Origin of the sequence: Curtobacterium sp. PhB170 (assembly GCF_003752345.1) — a bacterium.
GTDB lineage: Bacteria > Actinomycetota > Actinomycetes > Actinomycetales > Microbacteriaceae > Curtobacterium.
Genome location: NZ_RJUM01000010.1, coordinates 51,673 through 74,474 on the forward strand (window position 1 = coordinate 51,673; position 22,802 = coordinate 74,474).

The 22,802-nt window shown below is 71.3% G+C and carries 22 protein-coding genes; 13 read left to right on the forward strand and 9 right to left on the reverse strand.

The window, feature by feature from the left end:
* Nucleotides 1–11: 11 nt before the first annotated feature.
* The gene (locus tag EDF40_RS08000) at nucleotides 12–2,258 is read left to right on the forward strand and encodes an FAD-dependent oxidoreductase (RefSeq protein ID WP_123339123.1); all 2,247 of its coding nucleotides are present in this window, start codon (nucleotides 12–14) and stop codon (nucleotides 2,256–2,258) included.
* A 29-nt stretch (nucleotides 2,259–2,287) separates the two neighbouring features.
* The gene (locus tag EDF40_RS08005) at nucleotides 2,288–3,064 is read left to right on the forward strand and encodes an IclR family transcriptional regulator (protein ID WP_123294849.1); all 777 of its coding nucleotides are present in this window, start codon (nucleotides 2,288–2,290) and stop codon (nucleotides 3,062–3,064) included.
* A gap of 141 nt (nucleotides 3,065–3,205) precedes the next feature.
* Here the strand turns inward: EDF40_RS08005 and EDF40_RS08010 are convergent, their stop codons facing one another.
* Both EDF40_RS08010 and EDF40_RS08015 read right to left on the reverse strand, forming a co-directional pair.
* Nucleotides 3,206–3,856: a GntR family transcriptional regulator gene (locus EDF40_RS08010; RefSeq protein ID WP_123339124.1), complete on the reverse strand. Its 651-nt coding sequence runs from the start codon at nucleotides 3,854–3,856 to the stop codon at nucleotides 3,206–3,208.
* Between the two features lie 12 nt (nucleotides 3,857–3,868).
* Nucleotides 3,869–5,992: an efflux RND transporter permease subunit gene (locus EDF40_RS08015; protein ID WP_123339125.1), complete on the reverse strand. Its 2,124-nt coding sequence runs from the start codon at nucleotides 5,990–5,992 to the stop codon at nucleotides 3,869–3,871.
* A gap of 88 nt (nucleotides 5,993–6,080) precedes the next feature.
* Here EDF40_RS08015 and EDF40_RS08020 point away from each other — a divergent pair, with 88 nt between their 5' ends.
* Both EDF40_RS08020 and EDF40_RS08025 read left to right on the forward strand, forming a co-directional pair.
* Entirely contained in the window at nucleotides 6,081–6,494 is a 414-nt protein-coding gene (locus EDF40_RS08020) for a MarR family winged helix-turn-helix transcriptional regulator (protein WP_123339126.1), read from the forward strand.
* A gap of 78 nt (nucleotides 6,495–6,572) precedes the next feature.
* Nucleotides 6,573–7,613 (forward strand): LCP family protein, encoded by a 1,041-nt coding sequence (locus tag EDF40_RS08025; RefSeq protein WP_123339127.1) that lies wholly within the window; start codon nucleotides 6,573–6,575, stop codon nucleotides 7,611–7,613.
* Nucleotides 7,614–7,697: 84 nt separating this feature from the next.
* On the opposite strand, the gene EDF40_RS19600 is transcribed toward EDF40_RS08025, so the two are convergent.
* From EDF40_RS19600 to EDF40_RS08055, 6 genes are all read right to left on the reverse strand, one after another.
* The gene (locus EDF40_RS19600) at nucleotides 7,698–8,390 is read right to left on the reverse strand and encodes a transglycosylase family protein (RefSeq protein ID WP_123339128.1); all 693 of its coding nucleotides are present in this window, start codon (nucleotides 8,388–8,390) and stop codon (nucleotides 7,698–7,700) included.
* Nucleotides 8,391–8,692: 302 nt separating this feature from the next.
* Nucleotides 8,693–9,844: a 23S rRNA (uracil(747)-C(5))-methyltransferase RlmC gene (gene rlmC / locus EDF40_RS08035; protein WP_123339129.1), complete on the reverse strand. Its 1,152-nt coding sequence runs from the start codon at nucleotides 9,842–9,844 to the stop codon at nucleotides 8,693–8,695.
* 7 nt (nucleotides 9,845–9,851) lie between these two features.
* Nucleotides 9,852–10,727 (reverse strand): SMP-30/gluconolactonase/LRE family protein, encoded by an 876-nt coding sequence (locus EDF40_RS08040; protein WP_395862105.1) that lies wholly within the window; start codon nucleotides 10,725–10,727, stop codon nucleotides 9,852–9,854.
* Nucleotides 10,728–10,767: 40 nt separating this feature from the next.
* Nucleotides 10,768–11,388: a DedA family protein gene (locus tag EDF40_RS08045; RefSeq protein ID WP_185002901.1), complete on the reverse strand. Its 621-nt coding sequence runs from the start codon at nucleotides 11,386–11,388 to the stop codon at nucleotides 10,768–10,770.
* A 66-nt stretch (nucleotides 11,389–11,454) separates the two neighbouring features.
* The gene (locus EDF40_RS08050; RefSeq protein ID WP_123339132.1) at nucleotides 11,455–12,114 is read right to left on the reverse strand and encodes a FadR/GntR family transcriptional regulator; all 660 of its coding nucleotides are present in this window, start codon (nucleotides 12,112–12,114) and stop codon (nucleotides 11,455–11,457) included.
* Nucleotides 12,111–12,833: an SDR family oxidoreductase gene (locus tag EDF40_RS08055; RefSeq protein ID WP_123339133.1), complete on the reverse strand. Its 723-nt coding sequence runs from the start codon at nucleotides 12,831–12,833 to the stop codon at nucleotides 12,111–12,113. The genes EDF40_RS08050 and EDF40_RS08055 overlap by 4 nt, the downstream gene beginning before the upstream one ends.
* 45 nt (nucleotides 12,834–12,878) lie before the next feature.
* Between EDF40_RS08055 and EDF40_RS08060 the strand changes: the two genes are divergently transcribed.
* Nucleotides 12,879–13,628 carry an SDR family NAD(P)-dependent oxidoreductase gene (locus tag EDF40_RS08060; protein WP_123339134.1) on the forward strand — a complete coding sequence of 250 codons (750 nt, stop codon included), beginning with the start codon at nucleotides 12,879–12,881 and terminating at the stop codon, nucleotides 13,626–13,628.
* A 4-nt stretch (nucleotides 13,629–13,632) separates the two neighbouring features.
* Here EDF40_RS08060 and EDF40_RS08065 read toward each other — a convergent pair whose 3' ends face one another.
* Complete coding sequence (locus EDF40_RS08065; protein WP_123339512.1) at nucleotides 13,633–14,040, reverse strand: MarR family winged helix-turn-helix transcriptional regulator; 408 nt, start codon at nucleotides 14,038–14,040, stop codon at nucleotides 13,633–13,635.
* An 81-nt stretch (nucleotides 14,041–14,121) separates the two neighbouring features.
* On the opposite strand from EDF40_RS08065, the gene EDF40_RS08070 reads away from it, so the two are divergent.
* The 8 genes from EDF40_RS08070 (at nucleotide 14,122) to EDF40_RS08105 (ending at nucleotide 22,800) form a co-directional block, all read left to right on the forward strand.
* Entirely contained in the window at nucleotides 14,122–15,066 is a 945-nt protein-coding gene (locus EDF40_RS08070; RefSeq protein WP_123339513.1) for a zinc-binding alcohol dehydrogenase family protein, read from the forward strand.
* A 109-nt stretch (nucleotides 15,067–15,175) separates the two neighbouring features.
* Nucleotides 15,176–18,088: a Na+/H+ antiporter subunit A gene (locus EDF40_RS08075; RefSeq protein WP_123339135.1), complete on the forward strand. Its 2,913-nt coding sequence runs from the start codon at nucleotides 15,176–15,178 to the stop codon at nucleotides 18,086–18,088.
* Nucleotides 18,085–18,537, forward strand: a complete 453-nt coding sequence (locus EDF40_RS08080) for a Na(+)/H(+) antiporter subunit C (RefSeq protein WP_123339136.1) — start codon at nucleotides 18,085–18,087, stop codon at nucleotides 18,535–18,537. The genes EDF40_RS08075 and EDF40_RS08080 overlap by 4 nt, the downstream gene beginning before the upstream one ends.
* The gene (locus EDF40_RS08085) at nucleotides 18,534–20,225 is read left to right on the forward strand and encodes a Na+/H+ antiporter subunit D (RefSeq protein ID WP_123339137.1); all 1,692 of its coding nucleotides are present in this window, start codon (nucleotides 18,534–18,536) and stop codon (nucleotides 20,223–20,225) included. The genes EDF40_RS08080 and EDF40_RS08085 overlap by 4 nt, the downstream gene beginning before the upstream one ends.
* Nucleotides 20,222–20,806: a Na+/H+ antiporter subunit E gene (locus EDF40_RS08090; protein WP_123294606.1), complete on the forward strand. Its 585-nt coding sequence runs from the start codon at nucleotides 20,222–20,224 to the stop codon at nucleotides 20,804–20,806. Before EDF40_RS08085 ends, EDF40_RS08090 begins: the two co-directional genes overlap by 4 nt.
* Complete coding sequence (locus EDF40_RS08095) at nucleotides 20,803–21,147, forward strand: sodium:proton antiporter (protein ID WP_123294605.1); 345 nt, start codon at nucleotides 20,803–20,805, stop codon at nucleotides 21,145–21,147. Before EDF40_RS08090 ends, EDF40_RS08095 begins: the two co-directional genes overlap by 4 nt.
* 5 nt (nucleotides 21,148–21,152) lie before the next feature.
* The gene (locus EDF40_RS08100; protein ID WP_243648940.1) at nucleotides 21,153–21,500 is read left to right on the forward strand and encodes a monovalent cation/H(+) antiporter subunit G; all 348 of its coding nucleotides are present in this window, start codon (nucleotides 21,153–21,155) and stop codon (nucleotides 21,498–21,500) included.
* A gap of 67 nt (nucleotides 21,501–21,567) precedes the next feature.
* Nucleotides 21,568–22,800, forward strand: coding sequence for an ATP-binding protein (locus tag EDF40_RS08105; RefSeq protein WP_123339138.1), 1,233 nt, complete (start codon nucleotides 21,568–21,570; stop codon nucleotides 22,798–22,800).
* Nucleotides 22,801–22,802 lie beyond the last annotated feature (2 nt).

Here is a 22,802-nt window from a genome sequence, read left to right on the forward strand (position 1 = left end):
CCGTTCCGAGCATGCAATCCCGTGAACAGCACCACGACGTCGTGGTCGTCGGCGGCGGTCTCGCCGGTGTCAGCGCGGCCGTCGCCGCCGCCCGCCTCGGCTCGAGCGTCGCCCTCGTCACCAACCGCCCGGTCCTCGGCGGCAACGCCTCGAGCGAGATCCGGGTGTGGGTGGTCGGCGCGACGGCGCACGGCACGCAGCGGTTCGCCCGCGAGACCGGGATCATGGGCGAACTCTTCCTCGAGAACCAGTACCGGAACCCGCAGGGCAACGCGGTCTACTGGGACCAGGTGGTGCTCGACCTGGTCCGGGCCGAGCCGAACGTGCACCTCCACCTCAACACCGACGTCCGGACCGTGCAGACGACGGACGACGCCGGCGGCCCACCGCGCATCACCGCCGTCACGGGCTGGACCATGGGGTCGGAGATCGAGACGACGTTCACGGCACCGGTGTTCCTCGACTGCACGGGCGACGGCCTCGTCGGAGCCCTCGCCGGCGCCGAGTACCGCATCGGGCGCGAGGGCCGCGACGAACACGGCGAAGCCTGGGCACCCGAGCAGGCGGACGACGAACTGCTGGGCAGCTCGGTCTTCTTCTCGACGCACGACACCGGCCGGTACGACCGGTTCGTCCCGCCGTCGATCGCCGTCGACCTGTCCACGACGCCGATCCTGGCGAACCGGGCGATCCGGACCGGCGACAACGGCTGCAACTACTGGTGGATCGAGTGGGGCGGCGCACTCGACACCGTCGCCGAGAACGAACGCATCCGCGACGAACTCTGGGGTGTCGTCTACGGCATCTGGGACCACATCAAGAACTCGGGGGCGTTCGACGCGGACACCCTGACGCTCGACTGGGTGGGCGCGATCCCCGGCAAGCGCGAGTACCGCCGGTTCGTCGGCGACCACACCCTGACGCAGCAGGACCTGCTCGAGCAGCGCTCGTTCCCCGACACGGTGGCGTTCGGCGGTTGGTCGATCGACCTGCACCCCGTCGAGGGCGTCTACGCCGAGACCGCCGGCGCCCAGCAGCGGTACACCGACGGCACCTACGACATCCCGTTCCGGTCGCTGTACTCGGCGAACGTGTCGAACCTGCTGTTCGCCGGCCGCGACATCTCCGCGTCGCACGTGGCGTTCGGATCCACCCGGGTGATGGCCACCTGCGCAGCCCAGGGGCAGGCAGCGGGCACCGCCGCACACCTGGTCGCCCGGCACGGCACGACACCACGCTCCCTCGGCACCGAGCACATCGCCCTGCTGCAGCAGACCCTGCTGCGCGAGGACGCACCGGTCATCGGGGTCCGCGCCGACGACCCCGCCGACCTGGCCCGCACAGCCCGCATCACCGCGAGCAGCGAGCTGACCACGATCGACACGACGCCGTTCGCGACCGCCGACCGCTTCGACCTCGACCGAGACGTCGCGGTCCTCCTGCCCGCCGACCCCGCGCTCGGCGAGTTCCGGCTCCGCACCGAGACGGACGAGGACACCGACCTCACCGTCGAGCTCTGGACCACCGGCAAGCCCCAGAACTACGCCCCGATCGACCACGTCAGCACGCACTCCGCACACGTCGCCGCCGGACCGGGCGAAGCGGTCGTCGATCTGGACTTCCACCCGGACGCACCGTGCAACGCGGTCGTCGTGGTCCGTCGGCAGCCCGGCGTCCGCCTGGTCCTGACCGACGGACACCCCTACGGCGTGATGGCCCTGCGCGCCCGCGCCGCCGACGACGAGCAGTTCGACGACCACATCCCCGAGGAGTCCGGCCAGCCCGTGACGGACTGGGAGGCGCGCGCCCTGCGCGGACACGCGTTCGCGTTCACCGCGGCCGGCGAGACGGACGCGTGGCGGGCCTCCCGGGTCAGCGACGGCCACCAGCGCCCGTTCGGCGGACCGCACATGTGGTCGTCCGGTGCGGGTGCCGGCGCAGCCGTGCTCGCGCTCGACTGGGCGGAGCCCATCGACGTCCGCCAGGTGCGCATCGTCTGGAACGACGACGTCGACGCCGACCTCATCAACCTGCACCACCACCGCACGCCCTGGGACGCCGTGCCCACCCTCGCCCGCGACTACCGGATCGAGGCGTGCGTCGACGGGACCTGGCGGACGCTCGCCGCGGTCGACGCGAACCGGCACCGCCACCGCATCCACGACGTCGATCCGGTGCGCACGGCGGCCCTGCGGGTCGTCGTGACCGCGACGAACGGATCCCCGTTCGTCACCGCGAGCGCCGTGAAGGTCTCCTGACGCGCGCCGGGACGGGCCAGAATGAGGGGATGGCGACCACCCCTCCGAACCAGAGCATCGAGCGAGCCGCAGCGGTCCTCGGTGCGCTCGGCGCGTCCGACGGCGCGGTGCGAGCCTCCGACATCGCGCGGGCGATCGGGCTGGGGACCTCGACCACGGGCCGGCTCCTGGCGACGCTCGAGTCGCTCGAGTACGTCAGACGCGACCCGGAGACCCAGGCCTACTCGGTCGGTCGGGCCGTGCTCGAGCTCGCCAGCCAGGGGCTCAACCACAACCCGGTGCACCGCGAGAGCCGCTCGGCGGCGCAGGAACTCGCGCACCGCGTCGGGCTGACTGCCAACGTCGGCGTGCAGGACGCCGCGTCGTGCATCTACCTCTGCCACTTCGAGGGGTCGCTCGCGCCGAAGTCGCACACGATGATCGGGATGCGGCAGCCGATGCACGCGTCCGCACTCGGCAAGGCGCTGATGCTCGACCTGTCGCCGGACGAACGGCGCTCGCTGCTCGGGGACGACCTGGCCCGGTACACCGACCACACGATCACCACGCACGACGCCCTGACGGCCGATCTCGCCGCCTCGGCGAAGCGCGGCTGGTGCGAGGAGAACCAGGAGCTCGCGCTCGGCCGGTTCTGCATCGCGGCACCGATCCGCAACGCCTCGGGGCGGATCGCGGCGGCGCTGTCGATCTCGGGGCGCCTGACGCAGTTGCGTGACCGCGACCTGGACTCCCTCGCCGAGGACCTCATCGAGGTCGCCGACCGCATCAGCGTCGGTCTCGGGATGATCAGCGCCGTCGCGCACTGACGCGGGCGTCGCGGCCCGCCGCCCGCCGGCCGACGCCCGCCGGGACGGGATTCCCGCGAAAGCGACAGTCTGCCGCGGAATGTTCGCGGACATCTGTCGCTTTCGCGCCCGAGACGCGCGTGAGGGCGGGGCGACGGGGCGCTACGCGCGCGACGGCAGCAGGTGGATGGCCTCCATCGCGAGCTCGGCCGCGATCGGGTCCTTCGCCAGGACGGCTGCCTTGAGGTTGGCGAGCTCGGGCAGGATCACCGCGGCCGGGATCAGCTCGGCGAGTTCGGGGACCCGGAGCTTGAAGGACAGCCCGTCGGTGGTCGACCGGCAGAGCTGCACGAGCGACGGGTTGCCGCAGGCGTCCGCCCACTGCGAGTAGATGTCGGCGCCGTTGCGGGCGACCTGGTCCTGCTCGTCGGCGCCGACCCGCGCGATGACGTCGTCGAGCATCTTCACGATCTTCTTGCGCTGCGGCTCGGTGAAGTTGGGCACCGCCAGGCGCACGACGCCCCCGTAGATGACGCCGAGCGTGCGGTAGGCGTCGAGGAGCTCGTCCTTCGTCGGGGCCGCCACACGGGTGTAGCGGTTCGGTGCCATCTCGATCAGGCCGGCGCGGGCGAGTTCCGCCAGTGCCTCGCGGATCGGGGTGCGGGAGACCCCGAGCCACGCGATCAGGTCGTCGTCGTTGAGCCGCTCGCCGGGCTCCAGCGTGCCGTCCATGATCGCGTCGCGGATCTTGTCCTGCACGGTGTCACGGAGGAGCTTGCGCTCGGCGGCGGGCTGCGTCGAAGGAACTGGCATGCACCCAGCGTGTCACATGTGATGGTTCGCGCGCGAGAGGCGCGACGGCCACCAGGCCCGCCGACCGAGGTCGTACGCGATCGCCGGCACGAGCAGCGAACGGACGACGATCGTGTCGAGCAGGACGCCGAACGCCACGACGAACGCGATCTGCACGAGGAACAGGATCGGGATGACGCCGAGGGCCGCGAACGTCGCCGCGAGCACCACGCCCGCCGAGGTGATCACCCCGCCGGTGACCCCGAGTCCGCGCAGGACCCCCTCGTGCGGACCGTGCCGCAGCGCCTCTTCCCGCACCCGCGTCATGAGGAAGATGTTGTAGTCCACCCCGAGCGCGACGAGGAACACGAACGAGTACAGCGGCACGCTCGGGTCCGCGCCGGGGAAGTGGAACACGTGGTCGAACACGAGCGCTCCGACGCCGAGGGCTGCGGCGAACGACACGATCACGCTGCCGATGAGCACGAGCGGGGCGACGACGCTGCGGAGCAGGAGCATCAGGATGAGCAGGATGACGACCAGCACCACGGGGATGATCAGCGTGCGGTCGCGGATCCCGGTGTCGTTCGTGTCGACGGCCGTCGCGGTGACGCCGCCGACGACCGCGCCGGGATCGACCCGTTCGACAGCGGTGCGGAGGTCGCGGACCGTCTGTTCCGCGGCGTCGGAGTCGGCGGGGTCGGACAGCGTGGCCTCGAGCAGCACGTCGCCCCGCGACACCGTCGGAGCGGCGGCGCCGCCGCTCGAGGTCGAGTCGCCCGTCACGGGCACCGTGCCGGACGGTGCGTCCTTCGCGGCCGCGACGACCCCGTCGACCCCGTCGACCCCCGTGACGGCGTCGACGAGTGCGTCGAGGTCGCGCTCCGACCCGATGACCTGCGCCGGGCTGCCCGAGCCGCCGGGGAAGTGGTCGGCCAGGACGTCCTGCCCGTCGCGTGCCTGCGAGGCCCCGATGACCAGGTCGCTCTGCGGGACCCCGTCGGCCTTGAGCCCGACCAGGCCCGTGCCCATCGCGAGCAGCCCGACCGTGCAGACGATCCACACCACCCGGGAACGCTTGGCGACGAGCCGACCGACGCGGGCCCAGATGCCGCGCGCGTCCGGTCCGGTGAGCACCGGGTGGGCGCTGCCGTACGCGGGACGGAGCGGCCAGAACGCAGCGCGACGGAACGCGAGCAGCAGAGCGGGCAGCAGCGACAGGGCGGCCAACAGGCTGAACGCGATGCCGATCGCGGCGACGGGACCGAGCGCCTTGTTCGAGTTGAGGTCGGAGAGCAGCAGGCAGAGCACGCCCACGATGACGGTGCCGCCCGAGGCCAGGATCGGCTCGAGGCTCCCCCGCAGGGCCGCCTTCGTCGCACCCCAGCCGGTGCGGTGGTCGCGCAGCGCCTCGCGGAAGCGCGCCGTGTAGAGCAGTGCGTAGTCCGTCGCGGCGCCGATCACCAGGATCGACAGGATCCCCTGCACCTGGCCGTTCACGGTGACGATGTCTGCCTTCGCGAGCCACCACACCACGAGGATCGAGGCGCACAGGGCGAACGTCGCGGTGCCGAGCACGAGGATCGGCAGCAGCGGTGACCGGTAGACGATGATCAGGATCACGAAGACCGCGGCGAGCGCCACCCCGAGCAGCAGGCCGTCGATGCCGGCGAACGCCTCGGTCAGGTCGGCGGTGAACCCGGCGGGCCCGGTGACGTACCCGCTGATGCCGGCTGGCAGGGCGTCGTCGACGTCGGCGCGGATCGCCTCGACCGCGTCACCGGTGTCGGCTGCCGTGGTGAGGGTCGCGACGATCTCCACCGCGTCGCCGTCCTCGCTCGGGATCACCGGGCTGACGGCTTCGACGTCGTCGCGGTCACCGAGCTGGGTCGCGAGGCCCTTCGCCGCGGTCAGGTCGGACGAGGACATGCCGCCGTCGCGCTCGAGCACGATGATCGCGGGTGCGCCCGACTCCTGTCGGAACTCCGACGACCGCTCCTGCACCTTGGTGGCGTCGGCCGATGCTGGCAGGAACGAGGTCTGGTCGTTCGTCGACACCTCGGAGATCTTGCCGAAGTACGGACCACCGACGGAGGCGATCGCGAGCCAGACCACGATGACGAGCGCAGGGAGGACGATGCGGAGGAAGCGGGACACGACGGTGAGCGTACACCGGTCGTCAGCATGCTGATTACTAGACGGTCGCGACGCGGATCACGATCGGTGTCGACCGTAGACTGCGCGCATGGACGACACGACCGAGCAGTGGCCCCTCGGCCGGCTGCTGTCGGCCGCGGCACGCTCGGTCGAGCGGGACTGGGATGAACGCCTCCGCGCCATCGGGCTTCCGCACGCAGCCCTCATCGCGGTCGACATCCTGATCCGCACGGGCCCCACCGGCGCCGACACGATCGCCCGCACGGCACGGGTGCAGCCGCAGACGATGTCACGGACCCTCGAGCGCATGGAGCGGGACGGCCTGGTCGAGCGCACCCCACACCCCGACGACCGACGCCGGCGCCTCGTGACCGTGACCGATCACGGACGCCGAGCATGGGAGACCGCTCGGCACATCGAGCGCGAGGTCCTGCCGGACGATCCGGCACTGCGGACGGCCCTCACGGAACTGCTCGAGAAGGCACGGCAACCGGGACACTGACACGCTGTACCTGAAATACCACATGAGGTACGATGGGTCGGTCGGTGGCACGCCGACGCGAACCCGTTGGAGTCCCCCATGTCCGAACGACGGGCGGCCCGCCTGGCCGCCGACACCGCCACCCGAAGCGGACGCCACCCGCGGCGCCGACGCCCGTTCCTCGTCGCACTGCTCGCGACGGTCGGCTCGCTGATCGGCATCGCCACCGTGATCGCCGTCGTCGCGAGCATCTTCGTCGGCGGCCTGGCGCGCAGCTTCGACGCCCGCCACGACACGATCGCGAACCCGTTCCCGAGCGGGACCCGACCGGCTGCGTCCGGCGGCGAGAACATCCTGCTCATCGGGTCCGACTCACGAGCTGCACGCGGACCGGACGGCAAGCCATCCGAGGCCGGTGGCCGTTCGGACACCCTGATGCTCGCGCACGTCCCGGCCGACCGGCAGGCCGTGTACCTGATGTCGATCATGCGTGACTCGTGGGTCGACGTGCCGGGTCACGGGAGCGCCAAGATCAACGCCGCGTACGCGTGGGGCGGCATCCCGCTCACCGTGCAGACCGTCGAGCAGCTGCTCGACGTCCGCATCGACCACGTCGCCGAGATCGACTTCACCGGGTTCAAGGACATGACCGACGCCCTCGGCGGTGTCACGGTCGACTCCGGGCAGGCGTTCGCCGCAGGGAAGCACGAGTTCGTCGCCGGCGCGAACCGGCTCGACGGCGACGCCGCACTCGCCTTCGTGCGCGAGCGGTACTCGTTCGCCGACGCCGACCACACCCGTGTGCGGAACCAACAGGCGTTCATGCGCGGGGTCGTCGGCGAGTTGCTCTCCCGCGGCACGATCACGAACCCCGGGCGCATCCAGGACTTCGTGACCGCCACGAGCGAGCACCTGGCGGTCGATGCCGGACTGACCTTCCCGACCCTCGTCGGCCTCGGGTGGTCACTGCGCGACGTCCGGACCGACGACCTCAAGACGTTCACGGTGCCGACTGCGGGGTCCGGGACGTCTCCGGACGGGCAGTCCTACGTGACACTCAACGACCTGGCGGTCGGCTCGCTGTCACAGGCGCTGCGGTCCGACGACGTCGCGGCCTGGTTGGCCGACAACCAGCAGTAGCGCTCCCGACCCTCTCGACACGCACCACGCACGACGACGCCCCGCGACCGAGGTCGCGGGGCGTCGTCGTGTTCGGTGGAACGATCAGGCGGGGAGCTGCAGCACCTGGCCCGAGTAGATGAGGTTCGCGTCGTCGATGGTCGACGTGTTCGCGGCCCACAGCTTGTTCCAGCCACCGTCGATCTTGAGCTTGGTGGCGATGGTGTCGAGCGTGTCGCCCGACGCGATGGTGTAGGTCTTGCCGCTCGTCTTCACGGCGGCGGGCTTGCTCGGCGTGGTGGCTGCCGGGGCGGCCTCCTGCGCGGGTGCCGGCGCCGGGGTGCTCGGTGCGGCCTGCTCCGGGGCAGCGGGAGCCGGTGCGGCCTGCTGCGTCGGGGCCGGAGCAGCGGGGGCTGCCGGAGCCGGAGCAGCGGCGGCCGGTGCGGCACCGCTCGTGCCGCTCAGTCCGAGCTGGGCCGAGCAGGCCGGCCAGGCGCCCCAGCCCTGCGTGGCGAGGACACGCTCGGCGACGGCGATCTGGGCCTCGCGGCTCGCGCCGGCGGGGCTGCCGACGCCACCGTTCGCCTGCCAGGTGCCGAGGTTGAACTGCAGGCCGCCGTAGTAGCCGTTGCCGGTGTTGATGGCCCAGTTGCCGCCGGACTCGCACTGCGCGAGGGCGTCCCAGGTCGAGCCGGACGCAGCGTTCGCGGGGGTTGCCGCGAGGCCGACACCGGTCGCGGCAATGCCGGCGAACGCGAGGCCGCCGACGATGGTGCGGGTACGGGAAAGCTTCTTCATGTGATTGCTCCACCGGGGTCACGAGCCGCTTCGAACGCGGAATCCACTGCCCACCCCGACCGATCGCGGTCAGTTGTGGGGTGCGCCACCGGGGGCAGTGGTCATCGGGCCGGCGGCACCTCGGTCGGCAACCATAGGAAACTCTTCACCGTTATCAAACCGAGACAAACGGTTCTACCCATTGGTGCTATGTACCCCGCACCCGAACCTGTACGCCTCGATGCCCATGGCCATGGTCATCGACCCGTACCCGGGTACGTCACCTTGGCAATTCCCTGGCAATGACGGTCGGGAGGCCCGGATCACGCCCGCGACAGCAGCGTGACGGCCTCGAGATGGCCGGTCTGGGGGAACATGTCGAGCACACGCGCGCGGCGCAGCCGGAACGAGGGCATGCGCGCGAGGTCCTTCGCCAAGGTCACCGGGTTGCAGCTCGAGTAGACGACGTGCTGCACGTCGGATTCCTCGAGCCAGGTCGACAGCGCCTCGCCGATCCCGCGTCGTGGCGGGTTCACCAGGACGAGCTCGGGCACCGTGTCGGGTCGGGCGCGGAGTGCGTGCTCGGTGGCGTCGTCGGCGGCGAACCGGAGCCCCTCGAGCCCGGCCTCGCGCGCGGACTGCTTCGCCGAACGGATCGCCTCGGCACTCGTCTCGATGCCCGTCACCGCTCGTCCCGGTCGCGCAGCGTGCAGGGCGAACCCGCCCACGCCGCAGTACAGGTCCCACATCGACGCCGGGTCGAGCTCGTCGATCCACGCCGAGGCCTGCGCGTACAGCTCGGTGGCGACGACGGTGTTGGTCTGGAAGAAGCTCTGCGGCCGCAGGTGCATCGTGATCCCGCCGAGGCGCATCGGCAGCGTCTCCTGCTCGGTGAGCACGATCTCCCGGTCGCCCTCGGTCACGGCCTTGTGCTCGGGCAGCAGGTTCGCCGTGACGACCACCACGTTCGGCAGGGCGTCGCGCAGCACATCGAGGTACTGCCGGATCCGAGCCACCTGCCCCTCGGACCGCAGGACGAACCGCACCATGAGTTCGCCGTCGGGCGACTCGGTGACCAGGACGTACTTCAGCTCGCCGCGTCGGGCAGCGACGTCGTACGGAATCAACCCCGCGGTCTGGACGAAGTCGGCGAGCAGGGGCAGCGCGTGTCGGATGCCGGGCGTGCAGATCCCGCAGTGCCGCAGGTCGACGCCGCGCTGCCGGTGGTCGAGGATGCCGACGGTCGGGTGCTCGGTCGAACCGCCGACCACCATCTTCGCCTTGTTCCGGTACCCGGACTCGGGGCTCGTGATCGCCGGTGACCACGTGACGGCTCCGGGGCCACCAGCTGCCTCGACGGCGTCGTGCAGGAGTTCGCGGGTGCGGAGCTCCTTGTCGAGGACCTGGTCGGCGTAGGGCTGCCCCATGAGCGTGCAGGACCGGCACACCCCGCGGTCGAAGTAGTCGCACTGCATGGCCGAGTCAGGATACGGCAGCGTCCCGCGTCGTCGTGGCGATCCGGTACACCGACGTCGTCGCCGTCAGGAACAGCGTCGTGCCGTCCTCGCCGCCGAAGCACAGGTTCGACGTCACCTCGGGGACGGCCACCTCGCCGATCCGCTCGCCCGAGGGGTCGAACACCACGACGCCGCGGTGCGACGACGACCACACGTTGCCGTGCACGTCGACCCGGATGCCGTCCGGTGCGCCCTCGCCCGGCTCGAGTCGCGCGAACACCCGGCCGTTCTTGAGCAGGTCGCCGCCGTCACCGCGGCGGTCGTAGGCGCGGATGACCGGTTCGTCCCCCGATGAGCTCGCGATGTAGAGGACCTGCTCGAACGGGTCGAAGGCGAGCCCGTTCGGCTCGTCGACGTCGGTCGCGACGGGGCGCAGGCCCTCGCCGGACGGTCCGCAGCGGAACGCCCAGTGGTCGCCGTACTCGCGCACGCCGGGGTGGCCTTCGCGCGGCTGGGTGATGCCGTAGGCCGGGTCGGTGAACCACACGCTGCCGTCCCGGGCGACGACGACGTCGTTCGGCGAGTTGAACCGCCCGCCGGCCCAGGCGTCGACGATCGGCGTGACGACGCCGTCGCGGTCCCGCTCCACCCGCCGGAGCCCGTGCGAGCACTGGACGACGCTGCCGTCGCGGTCGAGGGTCCGGCCGTTGGTGAACTCGACGCCCTCGGCGTACGCGGAGGTCTCGCCGGAGTCGGCGTGCCACTGCAGGATCCGATCGCCGGGGATGTCCGACCAGCGCAGGGTGCGGGACGCCGGGATCCAGCAGGGTCCCTCGGCCCAGGTGCTGCCGGTGGCGATGCGCTCGAGCGCGTCAGGGTCCGGTACGAGGTCGTCGAGCAGCACGGGTTCTCCTTCGAACGGTGTCCCCACCCTACGTTCGTCAGGCCGCAGCCGCCGCCTCGCCGCGTCGTCGCACGGCCTTCTCGATCGCCGTGATCGCGAGGCCGAGCAGGATCGACGCCACGACCGCAAGGGTCGTGACGAGGAACGGCTGCTCGCGGCTCCAGCGTCCGGTGGCCGCCGCGATGCCGACGCAGTACGCGGCCCACACGACGTCGGCGAGCACGCAGCTGACGAGGAACCGCCGAACGTCGAGCCCGCTGTCCGCGCCGACCAGGTTCGTCGTCAGCCGGCCCATCGGGATGAAGCGTCCGAGGACCGCGATGCGCCCGGGAGCGGCACGGTAGCGGCCGTCGATGGCGTCCCGGGCCTTGCGGACCTTCGGACGCGCGAACCACGACCTCGAGCCGAGGTCGACCGAGCGCGCCAGGTGGTACAGCCCGAGGTCGCCGAGGACCATGCCGATCGAGGCCGCCACGACCAGGACGAGGACCGGCAGGAGGCCGCCGTCACCGCCCACCAGGAGCGTGCCGACCGCGACGACGAGCGCCTGGCTGGGGAGGAAGACCGCGACACTGCCGACGGCGAGCACGAGGCCGACCACGACGAACGTCCACGGGGTGCCGATGAGCTGGACGACCAGGTCCTGTGCTGCGTCCACGCTCACCCTCCACGGGCGCCGGAGGAGCGCACCGGACTCCATCTTCCCAGGTCGGCGGGGCACCGCTCACGTGCGCTCGACGATCGCCCGCATCGCTGCGGCCGCGGCGTCCGGGTGACCGTCGAGGACGGCATCGGCGAGCGCGATGTGCAGGCCGACGTCGTGCCGGTCCGGACGGAGGCTCCCGCGTTCGCGCAGCACCTGGCCCACGACGCGGTGCAGCCGTCGGTACAGCGCGTTGTCGGACAGGTCGAGCACGAGCGCGTGGAGCCGCACGTCGGCGGCCACGAAGTCGAGGCGGTCGTCGCGGGCCGCTGCGGCGGCGAGCTCGTCCGCGGTGGTGCGGAGCGCCTCCCGTCGGTCCGCGCACTCGTCGAGCGGCGCCCGCCGGGCTGCTGCGGCGGCTGCGGCGGGTTCGACCGCCGCGCGGAGCTCGCGGAGCTCGACCGCCACGCGGTCACCGTCCGGGCCCCGGAGGCGCCACCGCACGACGCGCGGATCCAGGACGTCCCATTCGCTCACACCGAGGACGGTGACGCCGACGCGGCGCCGCGCGGTGAGCAGGCCGAGGGCGACGAGGACGCGGACGGCCTCGCGGACGATGCTGCGACTGGCGCCCGTGCGGACGGCGAACCCGTCGATGCTGTCCCGGTGTCCGGCGGGCAGGACGCTGGTGACGATCGCTCCGCCGAGTTCGTCGACGACGCGGTCGAACGTGCTGGTCACCGTTGGGACACCGGGCTGACCACGAGCTCGTCGATGCGCATGTACGACGGCGCCTCGAGCACGAACGACACCGCACGGGCGATGTCCTCCGGCTGCAGCATCACCGATCGTGCGGCGGCGTCGGGCACCGACGGCCGCTGGTCGAGGAAGTCGGTCGCGACGTCACCGGGGCACAGGTGCGTCGCCCGGACCCCGTGGTGTGCCTCCTGCTGGTTGAGGCTCCGGACGACCGAACCGAGCGCGGTCTTCGAGGCGGAGTACGCGACACCGGCACCGGGCTGGAAGGACCACCCGGCGTAGGACGACACCACGACGACCACGCCGCCGGACTCGCGGAGCGCAGGCAGTGCGGCGTCGACGACCGTGACCACCGCGGTGAGGTTCGTGTCGACGATCGCGCGGAAGTCCGGCAACGACTGGTCGTCCCACCGGCGCCGCGGTGCGTTCAGCCCGGCGGCGAGCACGACCGCGTCGAGTCGTCCGAACCGCTCGAGCACGGCGTCCCGCGCAGACGCGACGGCAGCGGGATCGGCAGCGTCGAGGGGCAGGACCTCCGCCGTGCCGCCGGCGGCCGTGATCGTCGCAGCGACCTGCTCGAGCCGGTCCACGCGCCGCCCGCTCAGGACCACCGTCCACCCGTCGCGCGCAGCGGCCTCGGCACTCGCGGCACCCATGCCGCTGCCGCCGCCGGTGACCCAGAGCACCCGTTGCTTCGCCATGCTGCAATAGTATGCCTATTGCAGCAAACGACGACAGGAGCAACGATGCACCTCGACCTGACCGACCGCGTGGTGGTCGTGACCGGAGCAGCACGCGGGATCGGACGCACGCTCGCCGATCGCTTCGTCGCCGAGGGGTGTCGCGTCGTCGCCCTCGACCTGGCCTTCGAGCCCGACTTCCCGCTCGACCACGTCGTGTGCAACGTCGCCGACCCCGAGTCGGTCCGGGCCGCCGTCGACGAGGTCGTCGCCCGCCACAGCACGATCGACGTGCTCGTGAACAACGCCGGCATCAACGTCGAGGGCACCGTCGCCGAGCTGCAGTGGGACGCCTGGCGCCGGTGCATGGACGTCAACCTCGGCGGCACCTTCCTGATGAGCCAGGCCGTCGCGCCGGTGATGCAGGCCGCGGGCCGGGGGCGGATCATCAACGCCGCCTCGTTCGCCGCCATCGTGCCGAGTGTCGGCAGCGCTGCCTACGCGGCGTCCAAGGCTGCGGTCGTCTCGTTCACCCGGGTGCTGGCGTCGGAGCTCGGCCCGTGGGGCATCACCGTCAACGCGTACGCGCCGGGCATGGTCCCGACGGCGATGAACGGATTCGCGACCATGCCGGCCGAGGCCCAGGACCGCCTGCTCGACACCCTGTCGCTGCGCCGGTGGGAGACCGCGGACGACGTCGCCGACCTGCTCGTCTTCGTGGCGAGCGACGCCTCGGGCTACATCACCGGCACCCTGCTCGACGTCTCCGGCGGCAAGCTCGCGACGCAGATCCCGGCACGCGCCCACGGCCGCTGAGGACTCAGCGCAGCATCTGCTCCAGGAGCACGCGCAGCTGCCGCCGGTCCCGCTCCGGCAACCGAGCAGTGAGCGGCAGCAGTGCATCGCGGATCGCACCCTCGAGCGAGCGCGCCACCTCGAGACCGGCGTCGGTGATCACGACGTCCACCGCGCGTGCGTCGTCCGCGTTCGGCTGCCGTGCGAGCAACCCCTTCTTCTCCGCGCGCGCCACCAACCCGGTCATCGTCGACTTCTCGAGCCCCAGGTACTGCGCCAGGTCACCGATCCGCAGACGACGGTCACGCAGGATCGCGAGGACCCGCAGCTGCGTCAGTGACAGCCCCGCATCGGCCGCGAGCCCGGTCAGCGGACCCATCGTCCGGAAGGCGGCCTCGCCCAGGGCATCGACGAGCTGCTCGTCCTCGGTCATCTCCTGCACCGCTCCAGCCTAGTTGACGAATTTCGTGATGCGAACTACTTTGTTCGTAACGCGAAGCAAATGGAGGACACCATGCACGCAGCAGTCGTCACCGAGTTCGGCCACGCCCCGACCTGGCAGGAGTTCGGCGAACCGGCTCCCGGACCCGCCGAGGTCGTCGTCGACGTCGTCGCGGCCGGGCTCCACCCGCGGGTCCGCTCGCAGGCCGACGGTTCGCACTACACCAGCGAGGGCGCGCTCCCCCTGGTCCCCGGCGTCGACGGCGTCGCCCGGTTCCCCGACGGCACGCTCCGCTACGTCGCCGTCGCGAGCGACACCCGCGGCACCATGGCCGAGCGCGTCGCGGTCGACCCACGGGCGAGCGTCGTCCTGCCCGATGGCGCCGACCCGGTCACCGTGGCCGCCGGCGTGAACCCGGTGCTGTCGTCGTGGGTGGCCCTGCGCCGGCGGATCGACTTCGCCCCGGGCAGCCGCGTCCTCGTGCTCGGCGCGACCGGGGCCTCGGGCACCGCGGCGGTGCAGGTGGCGAAGCACCTCGGTGCCGCACACGTCGTCGCGAGCGGTCGCAACCCGGAGCGACTGGCGGCGCTCACCGCCCTCGGCGCCGACGTCGTGCTGCCGTTGAGCGACGTCGACACACTCGGCGCAGCGGCAGCCGACGTCGACGTGGTCATCGACTACGTCTGGGGCCAGCCCGCCGCCGACGTCATGCGCGCCGTCGTCACCGCGCGCGCCGACCGCGGACGCCGACTCGACTGGATCGCGATCGGTTCCACCGCGGGCCACGAGGCGACGATCCCGTCCGCGGCACTGCGGGCCTCGGGCCTGACGATCGTCGGCAGCGGGCAGGGATCGGTCGGTCGTGCCGGTTTCGTCGCCGAGCTGCCGGGCATCGTCGGTGCGATCGCGGACGGCACCGTCCGGGTGGACGCGACAGCCGTGCGGTTGGCGGACGTCGAGGCGACGTGGGCCGGACAGCCCGCCGGGAGCGCGGGCAGAGTGGTGTTCACAGTGTGAACCGAGCGCGAGCATGCTGTCCGGTCGCACAGGTTCTCCACATCCCACTCTTCGTAGGCTGTGAGGGCCCAGTGAGCCGGACTGCAGCCCGACCCCGAGGAGGTGCCCGATGGTCCTCGTCCTCGTCGCGTTCGCGATCGTCGCCCTGATCGTCCCCGCCCTGACCCCCGTCCTCGGCCGCCGCGTGTTCTACGTGGCCGCCCTCGCGCCCGCAGCCGCCGCCGTGCTGACGGTGCTGCAGACGGACGCGGCCCTGCACGGCAGCGTCGTCGAACGGCACCGGTGGGTCCCGCAGCTCGACCTCGAGATCACGCTGCGGATGGACGCCCTGTCGTGGGTCCTCGCGCTCGTCGTGTCGATCGTCGGGGCCCTCGTGCTCGTCTACTGCGCCTCGTACTTCGGCCGCGACGAACCGGGGATCGGCCGGTTCGCGGGCGTGCTGACCGCGTTCGCCGGGTCGATGTTCGGCCTCGTCCTCGCCGACGACGTCATCGTGCTCTTCGTCCTGTGGGAAGCCACCACGGTCTTCTCGTACCTGCTCATCGGGCACGACGCCGACAAGCGTGCGAGCCGTGCGGCCGCGATGCAGGCCCTCGTCGTCACCACCGCCGGTGGTCTGGCGATGCTCGCCGGTCTGGTCATGCTGTCGGTCGCGGCGGGCACGACCTCGCTCTCCGGCATCATCGCTGCACCGCCGACCGGACCGATCGTCACCGTCTCGGTGGTCCTCGTCCTGCTCGGCGCACTGACGAAGTCGGCGATCGTGCCGTTCCACTTCTGGTTGCCGGCGGCGATGGCCGCTCCGACCCCGGTCAGCGCGTACCTGCACGCCGCAGCGATGGTGAAGGCCGGCATCTACCTCGTGGCCCGGCTCGCCCCGGCGTTCGCACTGCTCGACGGCTGGCGCGAGACGATCACCGTGCTCGGTGTCCTCGGCATGCTCATCGGTGGCTACCGAGCGCTCCGCCAGACCGACCTCAAGCTCCTGCTCGCCTACGGCACCGTCGCGCAGCTCGGGTTCCTCGTGCTCGCCGCCGGGTGGGGCGCGCCCGCGGTGGCGCTCGGCGGGGTCGCCCTGCTCGTGGCGCACGCCGCGTTCAAGTCCACGCTCTTCCTGGTGGTCGGTGCGATCGACCACACCACCGGCACCCGCGACCTCGGGCGCCTGAGCGGCCTGGGCCGGAAGGCACCGTGGCTGGCCGTCGTGGCCGCCCTCGCGCTCGTGTCCATGGCCGGCATCCCGCCGACGATCGGCTTCGTCGCGAAGGAAGCCGTGCTGACCGGGTTCACCGAGTCGCTGCACGGTCCCGACGCCGGCTGGGCCTGGTTCGCCCTCGTCGGTGTGACGCTCGGCTCGGTGCTCACCGTGGCGTACTCGCTCCGCTTCTTCTGGGGAGCGTTCGCCCGCAAGCCCGACGTCGCCCAGACGGAACCGCACGCCCTGCACGGTCTGGGTGTGGTGCCGTCGATCCTGGCGCTGACCGGTCTCGCCCTCGGCCTGCTGACCCCGGTCGTCGCGCACGGCATCGAGCCCGCCGCGACGGTGGCCGCGCTCCCCGGCGAGGAAGTTCCCCACCTCGCGCTCTGGCACGGCCTCGAACCGGCGCTCGGCATCTCGGCCGTCACGCTGGTCGGCGGTCTCGCGCTGTTCGCCCTCCGACGTCCGGTCGAGGCACTGCAGCACCAGCTCGCCGGGTTCCCGAGTGCCTCGGGCACCTACCGGCACCTCATGCGCGGCCTCGACCGGTTCGCGACGGGCCTGACCGCCGGTGTGCAGCGGGGTTCGCTCCCCTACTACCTGACGGTGATCCTGTCGGTGTTCGTCGCGGGTGCGCTCGCGAACCTCGTGCTCGGCGGGCCGTGGGAGTTCCACGTCCGGTTCTCCGACTCGTGGGGGCAGATCCCGGTCGTCATCGTGATGTCCGTCGGCGCGATCGCCGTCCTCACCGCGAAGACCCGGTTCGCCGCCGCCGTCCTGGTGGGCGTGACCGGCTACGGCATGTCCGTCCTGTTCGTCCTGCACGGCGCGGTCGACCTCGCCCTCACGCAGCTCGTGGTCGAGACCGTCACCCTCATCGCGTTCGTCCTGGTGCTCCGGCGGCTCCCCCCGCGCATCGCGACGACGAACCCGAGCCGGTTCCGCATCGTCCGTGCGCTCTTCGCGGGGCTCGCCGGACTCACGCTGGCGATCGTCGTCATCGTCGCCGCCTCGGCGCGCACCGCCGACCCGATCTGGCCGGACCTGCCGGCGCTCACGAGCTCGTTCGGGCACGGCCTGAACGTCGTCAACGTCGCCCTCGTCGACCTGCGCGGCTGGGACACCCTCGGTGAGCTCACCGTCGTCGTCGCCGCAGCCACGGGCGTCGCGAGCCTCATCTTCGTGAACTCCCGCGAGGACACGCTGCCCCGGCTCCGTGACCTGCCGGAGAAGCTGACGGCGGACGGCCAGCGCACCGACGGCGAGCCGCGCGCCTGGCTGCCGACGAGCGCCGCCATCCCGACCGGCCGCTCGGCACTCCTCGACGTCGTGGTCCGACTGCTGTTCCACGGGCTCATCGTCCTGTCGGTGTACCTGCTGTTCGCCGGGCACAACGCGGCCGGCGGCGGCTTCGCCGGTGGCCTCGTCGCCGGCATCGCGCTGGCGGCCCGCTACCTGGCGGGTGGCCCGGCCGAACTCGGCGCCGCCGCCCCGGTCCGTGCCGGTCGACTGCTCGGACTCGGTGTCGCGACGGCAGCGATCACCGCGATCGTGCCGCTGTTCTTCGGTCGCGAAGCCCTGTACTCCGAGTTCTTCGAGGCGACCGTCCCGATCCTCGGCCACGTCGAGTTCGTCACCGCGACGTTCTTCGACATCGGCGTGTACCTGGTCGTCGTCGGCCTGGTGCTCGACGTCCTCCGCAGCCTCGGCGCCGAGGTGGACCGGCAACGCCTCGAAGACGCCGGGGCGCCCACCCGCGACACCACCGAGGGGTCCGTTCGCGACACCCTCGAGGCCCCCACCCCGGAAGGGAGCGCCACATGACCGTCACCCTCGTCCTCGTGATCGCGATGGCCGTGCTGTTCTCCTGCGGCGTCTACCTGCTGCTCGAACGGTCCCTGACCCGGATGCTGCTCGGCTTCCTGCTGCTCGGCAACGCCCTGAACCTGCTCCTGCTGGTGATGTCGGGCGCCGCCGGCAACCCGCCGATCGGCAAGTCCTCCGAGGGCATCACCGACCCGCTCCCCCAGGCCTTCGCCCTGACCGCGATCGTCATCACCTTCGCCGTCAGCGCGTTCCTGCTCGCCCTCATCCACCGCTCGTGGCAGCTGTCCCGTGCCGACGAGGTCGAGGTCGACGAAGCCGACGTCGCCATCGGCCGCACACGCGACGACCCCGACGACGACCCGGAAGCCGACTTCGACCCGAAGTCCCCCGAGGACGCCGACGATCCGCACGAACACCGACCGCACCAGGACGGAGTGAACCGATGACCTGGCTCGTCCCGCTCCTCGTCCTCGTCCCGCTGCTCGGCGCAGCCGTCGCACTCGGCCTCCTGCGGCACCAGAAGCTCCAGCGAGCGATCACCGTCGTGGTGCTCGTCGTCGCACTCGCCGTCGCCGCGACCCTCATGGTGCTCGTCGACCACCACGGCACCATCGTCGTGCAGGTCGGCGGGTGGGACGCCCCGTACGGCATCTCACTGGTGGTCGACCGCCTCAGCGCCCTGCTCCTCACGGTGAGCGCCAGCGTGCTGCTCATCGTCCTGCTGTTCTCGATCGGTCAGGGGCTCGCAGCCGACGACGGCGAGGCCCCGGTCACGATCTTCTACCCGACCTACCTCGTCCTGGCCGCGGGCGTGCTCGACTCGTTCATCGCCGGCGACCTGTTCAACCTGTACGTCGCGTTCGAGATGCTGCTCGTGGCGAGCTACGTGCTCATCACCCTGGGTGGCAGCGAGCAGCGTGTCCGGGCCGGCACCACGTACATCGTCACGAGCCTGATCGCGTCGGCGATCTTCCTCGCCGCGATCGGCCTGGTGTACGGCGCGACCGGCACGGTCAACATCGCCCAGATCAGCGAGCGCGTCGCCGATCTGCCCGAGCACGTGCAGCTGCTCCTGCACACGATGCTGCTCATCGGCTTCGGCATCAAGGCGGCGGTCTTCCCGCTGGCGTTCTGGCTGCCGGACTCGTACCCGACGGCCCCGGCCCCGGTCACGGCCGTCTTCGCCGGTCTGCTGACGAAGGTCGGCATCTACGCGATCATCCGCCTCGAGACGGTGATCTTCCCCGGGCCGCAGTTGAACAACGTGCTGCTCGTGGTGGCGGTGTTGACGATGGTCGTCGGGGTGCTCGGTGCGGTGTCCCAGACCGACGTCAAGCGCCTGCTGTCCTTCACGCTCATCAGCCACATCGGCTTCATGGTGATGGGTGTCGGACTCGGGACGGTCGCGGGGACGGCGGCCGCGGTGTTCTACACGGTGCACCACATCGTCGTGCAGACCACGTTGTTCCTGGTGTCCGGCCTGATGGAACGCGTCGGGGGGACCACGTCGACCCGGTCGCTCGGCGGGTTGTTGAAGGCCGCGCCGCTGTTGGCCGCGCTGTACCTGATCCCGGCGTTCAACCTGGGCGGCATCCCGCCGTTCTCCGGCTTCATCGGCAAGCTCGGGCTGTTCCGCGCCGCCGCCGAGGACGGCTCCCCGCTGGCGTACGTCACGATCGCCGCCGGCGTGGTCACGTCGCTCCTCACGCTGTACGCGCTGATGCGCGTGTGGGACGCCGCCTTCTGGCGGCCGAAGCCCGCGGCCGAGGCCGCGGCGCCGCACGCGACGACCGCCGAACCGCACGCAGCCCTGCGGTCGCCGGAACCCGCCCCCTTGACCGTCTCCGAGGAGACGGGTGAGGCCTTCCACCCAGGAGGCTCGGTGACGGTCACCGACGCACCCCACGCGAGCAGTGCCTCCCGTCCGACCACCGGGTCGACCGAGACGGTCGGCGAAGCGCCGACCAAGGTCCGACTGCCGCGCATGCTCGTCGGCGTGACGACGGTCGCGGTCCTCGGATCCGTCGCCCTCACGGTGGTCGCCGGCCCGCTCTACGGGTACGCGAGCCGCGCAGCGGAGTCGCTCGAGTCGCCGGACCGGTACGTGCAGGCCGTCCTCGGGGGTGACCGGTGAACACCGACACCCGACACGTCGCGAACGCCCGCCGCATCGCGGTGGCGTGGCGGTACGACGTCCCGCTCGTCGCCGGGCTGACCGTCCTGTGGGCCCTGCTCTGGGGCTCGTGGACGCCATTGACCCTGCTCTGCGGCATCGTGGTGGCGCTCCTGGTAACCCAGGCGCTGCCGCTCCCGCCGGTCCCGTTGTCGGCCCGGTTCTCGATCGTGCACGCCGTCCGGTTCCTCGTGGTGTGGTCCGGACTCGTCATCACGGCGTCGTTCCGGGTCGCCTGGGTCGCGTTCCGCCCGCGGGGTGTCCGCCGCAGCTCCATCACGCTCGTGCAGCTGCACTCCACTGCCGAGATGACCTTCACGCTGGCGACCCTCGCGATCTCGCTGGTGCCCGGCTCGTACGTCGCCGACGTCGACCTGCGGCGCCGGCGCCTGCTGCTGCACGTGCTCGACACCGAGCGGGTCGAGCAGGTCGAGGCCGCTCGTCGCGAGGCCCTCGGCATCGAGGCCATGGTGATCCGTGCCTTGGGGTCGAAGCAGGACGTCTCCGAACTGTCCGAACCGCTGCCGGAGGTCACCCGATGAGCGCCGCCGTCGTCGTCATGGGGATCGGCATCGCCCTGGTCCTGGCCCTGCTCGGTGCCACCCTCGCGCTCGCGGTGTTCCGGATCGTGCGCGGCCCGACGATCCTCGACCGCATGATCGGATCGGACATGGTCCTGACGACCGTGCTCGTGGTGATCGCGGCGTCGATGGTGGTCCGGCGCGACCTGACCGGGATCCCCGTACTCGTGGTGATCGCGGCGACGAGCGTGTTCGCCACCGTCGCCGTGGCCCGAGCGGTCACGCCATCGTCGGACCCGTCGGACGAGGGCCTGAGCGTCACCACCCCCGAGCACGCCGCCGAAGCAGAGGAGCAGTCGTGACCGAGATGATCCAGGCGTTCCTCGACGGCGCCGGCGTGCGGGCGTGGATCGCGCTCGCCCTGCTGCTCATCGGCTCGCTGCTGTCCCTCGGCGCCGGGGTCGGCATCGTGCGGTTCCCGGACCCGCTCGTCCGCCTGCACGCCATGGCGAAGCCGCAGGTGCTCGGGCTGGCGTTCGGGCTGGCCGCGATCGTCGTCGCGGTGGGGACCTGGACGGCGTTCTGGGTCGTCCTGCCCATCATGGTGTTCCAGCTGTTCCTGGTGCCCGTCTCGACGCACATGATCGCCCGCGCCGGGCTGCGGGCGGACGACTACCGGCACGAGGACCTGCTGGTCGACGACACCGAGTCCTGATCTTTCGAGTGTTATCCCATTTTATCTGCGATGACTAAAACGAGGTAAATCCGCTAAGGTCTGGCGCATGGACAGCGTGAGGAATCCGTACACGCCGAACGCTGGAGCGACTCCCGAGATCGTTGCGGGACGCTTCGAGCACACCCGCGCTTTCGAAGTGCTCCTCCAGCGGCTCGCCCGCGGGCGTACAGACCAGTCGCTGATCATGACCGGGCTCCGAGGCGTCGGGAAGACGGTACTGCTCAACGAGTTCGCGGAGCTGGCGCGAACGGCGAACTGGGAGGTCGTCGAGCTCGAGGCGAGCAAGCACGACGATGGACAGTTCCGGCAGACGATGGCCTCGCTCCTCCGGTCGGCACTGCTCCAGATCTCTCCACGCAAGCGATGGACGGATCGCGCGCGACGGGCGGCCGAAGTCCTGACCGCCTTCGGCATGTCCGTGGACCACACCGGTACCTGGTCGATGACCTGGGATGTCGAGCCGGCGGAGGGGTTGGCTGATCACGGCGACCTCGCCCTGGACCTGACGGACGTCCTCGTCGCGCTCGGACAGGCTGCGCAGGAACACGGTCGGGGCGTCGCGATCCTCGTGGACGAAGTACAGTTCCTGCGGTCAGCGCAGCTCGAAGCCATGATCCAGGCCCTGCACAAGACAGTCCAGCGCAAGCTCCCGATCACCTTCGTCGGCGCCGGGCTCCCCCAGATCGCCGAGCTCGCTGGCGACGCGAAGTCCTACGCCGAGCGGCTCTTCAGGTTCCCGGAGATCGACTCGCTCGGGGACGACGACGCCAGGGAGGCGCTCATCCGCCCGGCCGAGCTGGAGGAGGCCTCGTTCGCTTCCGACGCCGTCGACCTCGCACTGGAGATCACCAAGGGGTACCCCTACTTCCTCCAGGAGCTCGGGTACCAGGCCTGGGAGATCGCCGCTGGTCCGGAGATCACCGCCGACGACATCGACGCAGCTCGCGAGGGGTACCTCACCAAACTGGACCGGTCGTTCTTCCGAGTGCGCCTCGACCGCGCGACAGGACTGCAGACGGCCTACCTCCGTGCGATGGCAGAACTCGGGCCGGATGCGCACAAGGCCGCCGATGTGGCTCGCGTCCTCAACCGGGAGTCCACGCAACTCGGGCCGACTCGAGCGGAGCTGATCGACATGGGCCTGCTGTACACCCCCGAACACGGCTACGCAGCATTCACCGTCCCGGACTTCGACCAGTTCATGCTTCGAGCCGTGCCGGAGCTCGTGATCCCGGAAGTCCGACGCCGTGCTCGTCGGAACAGCGACGGCCATCTCTGAAC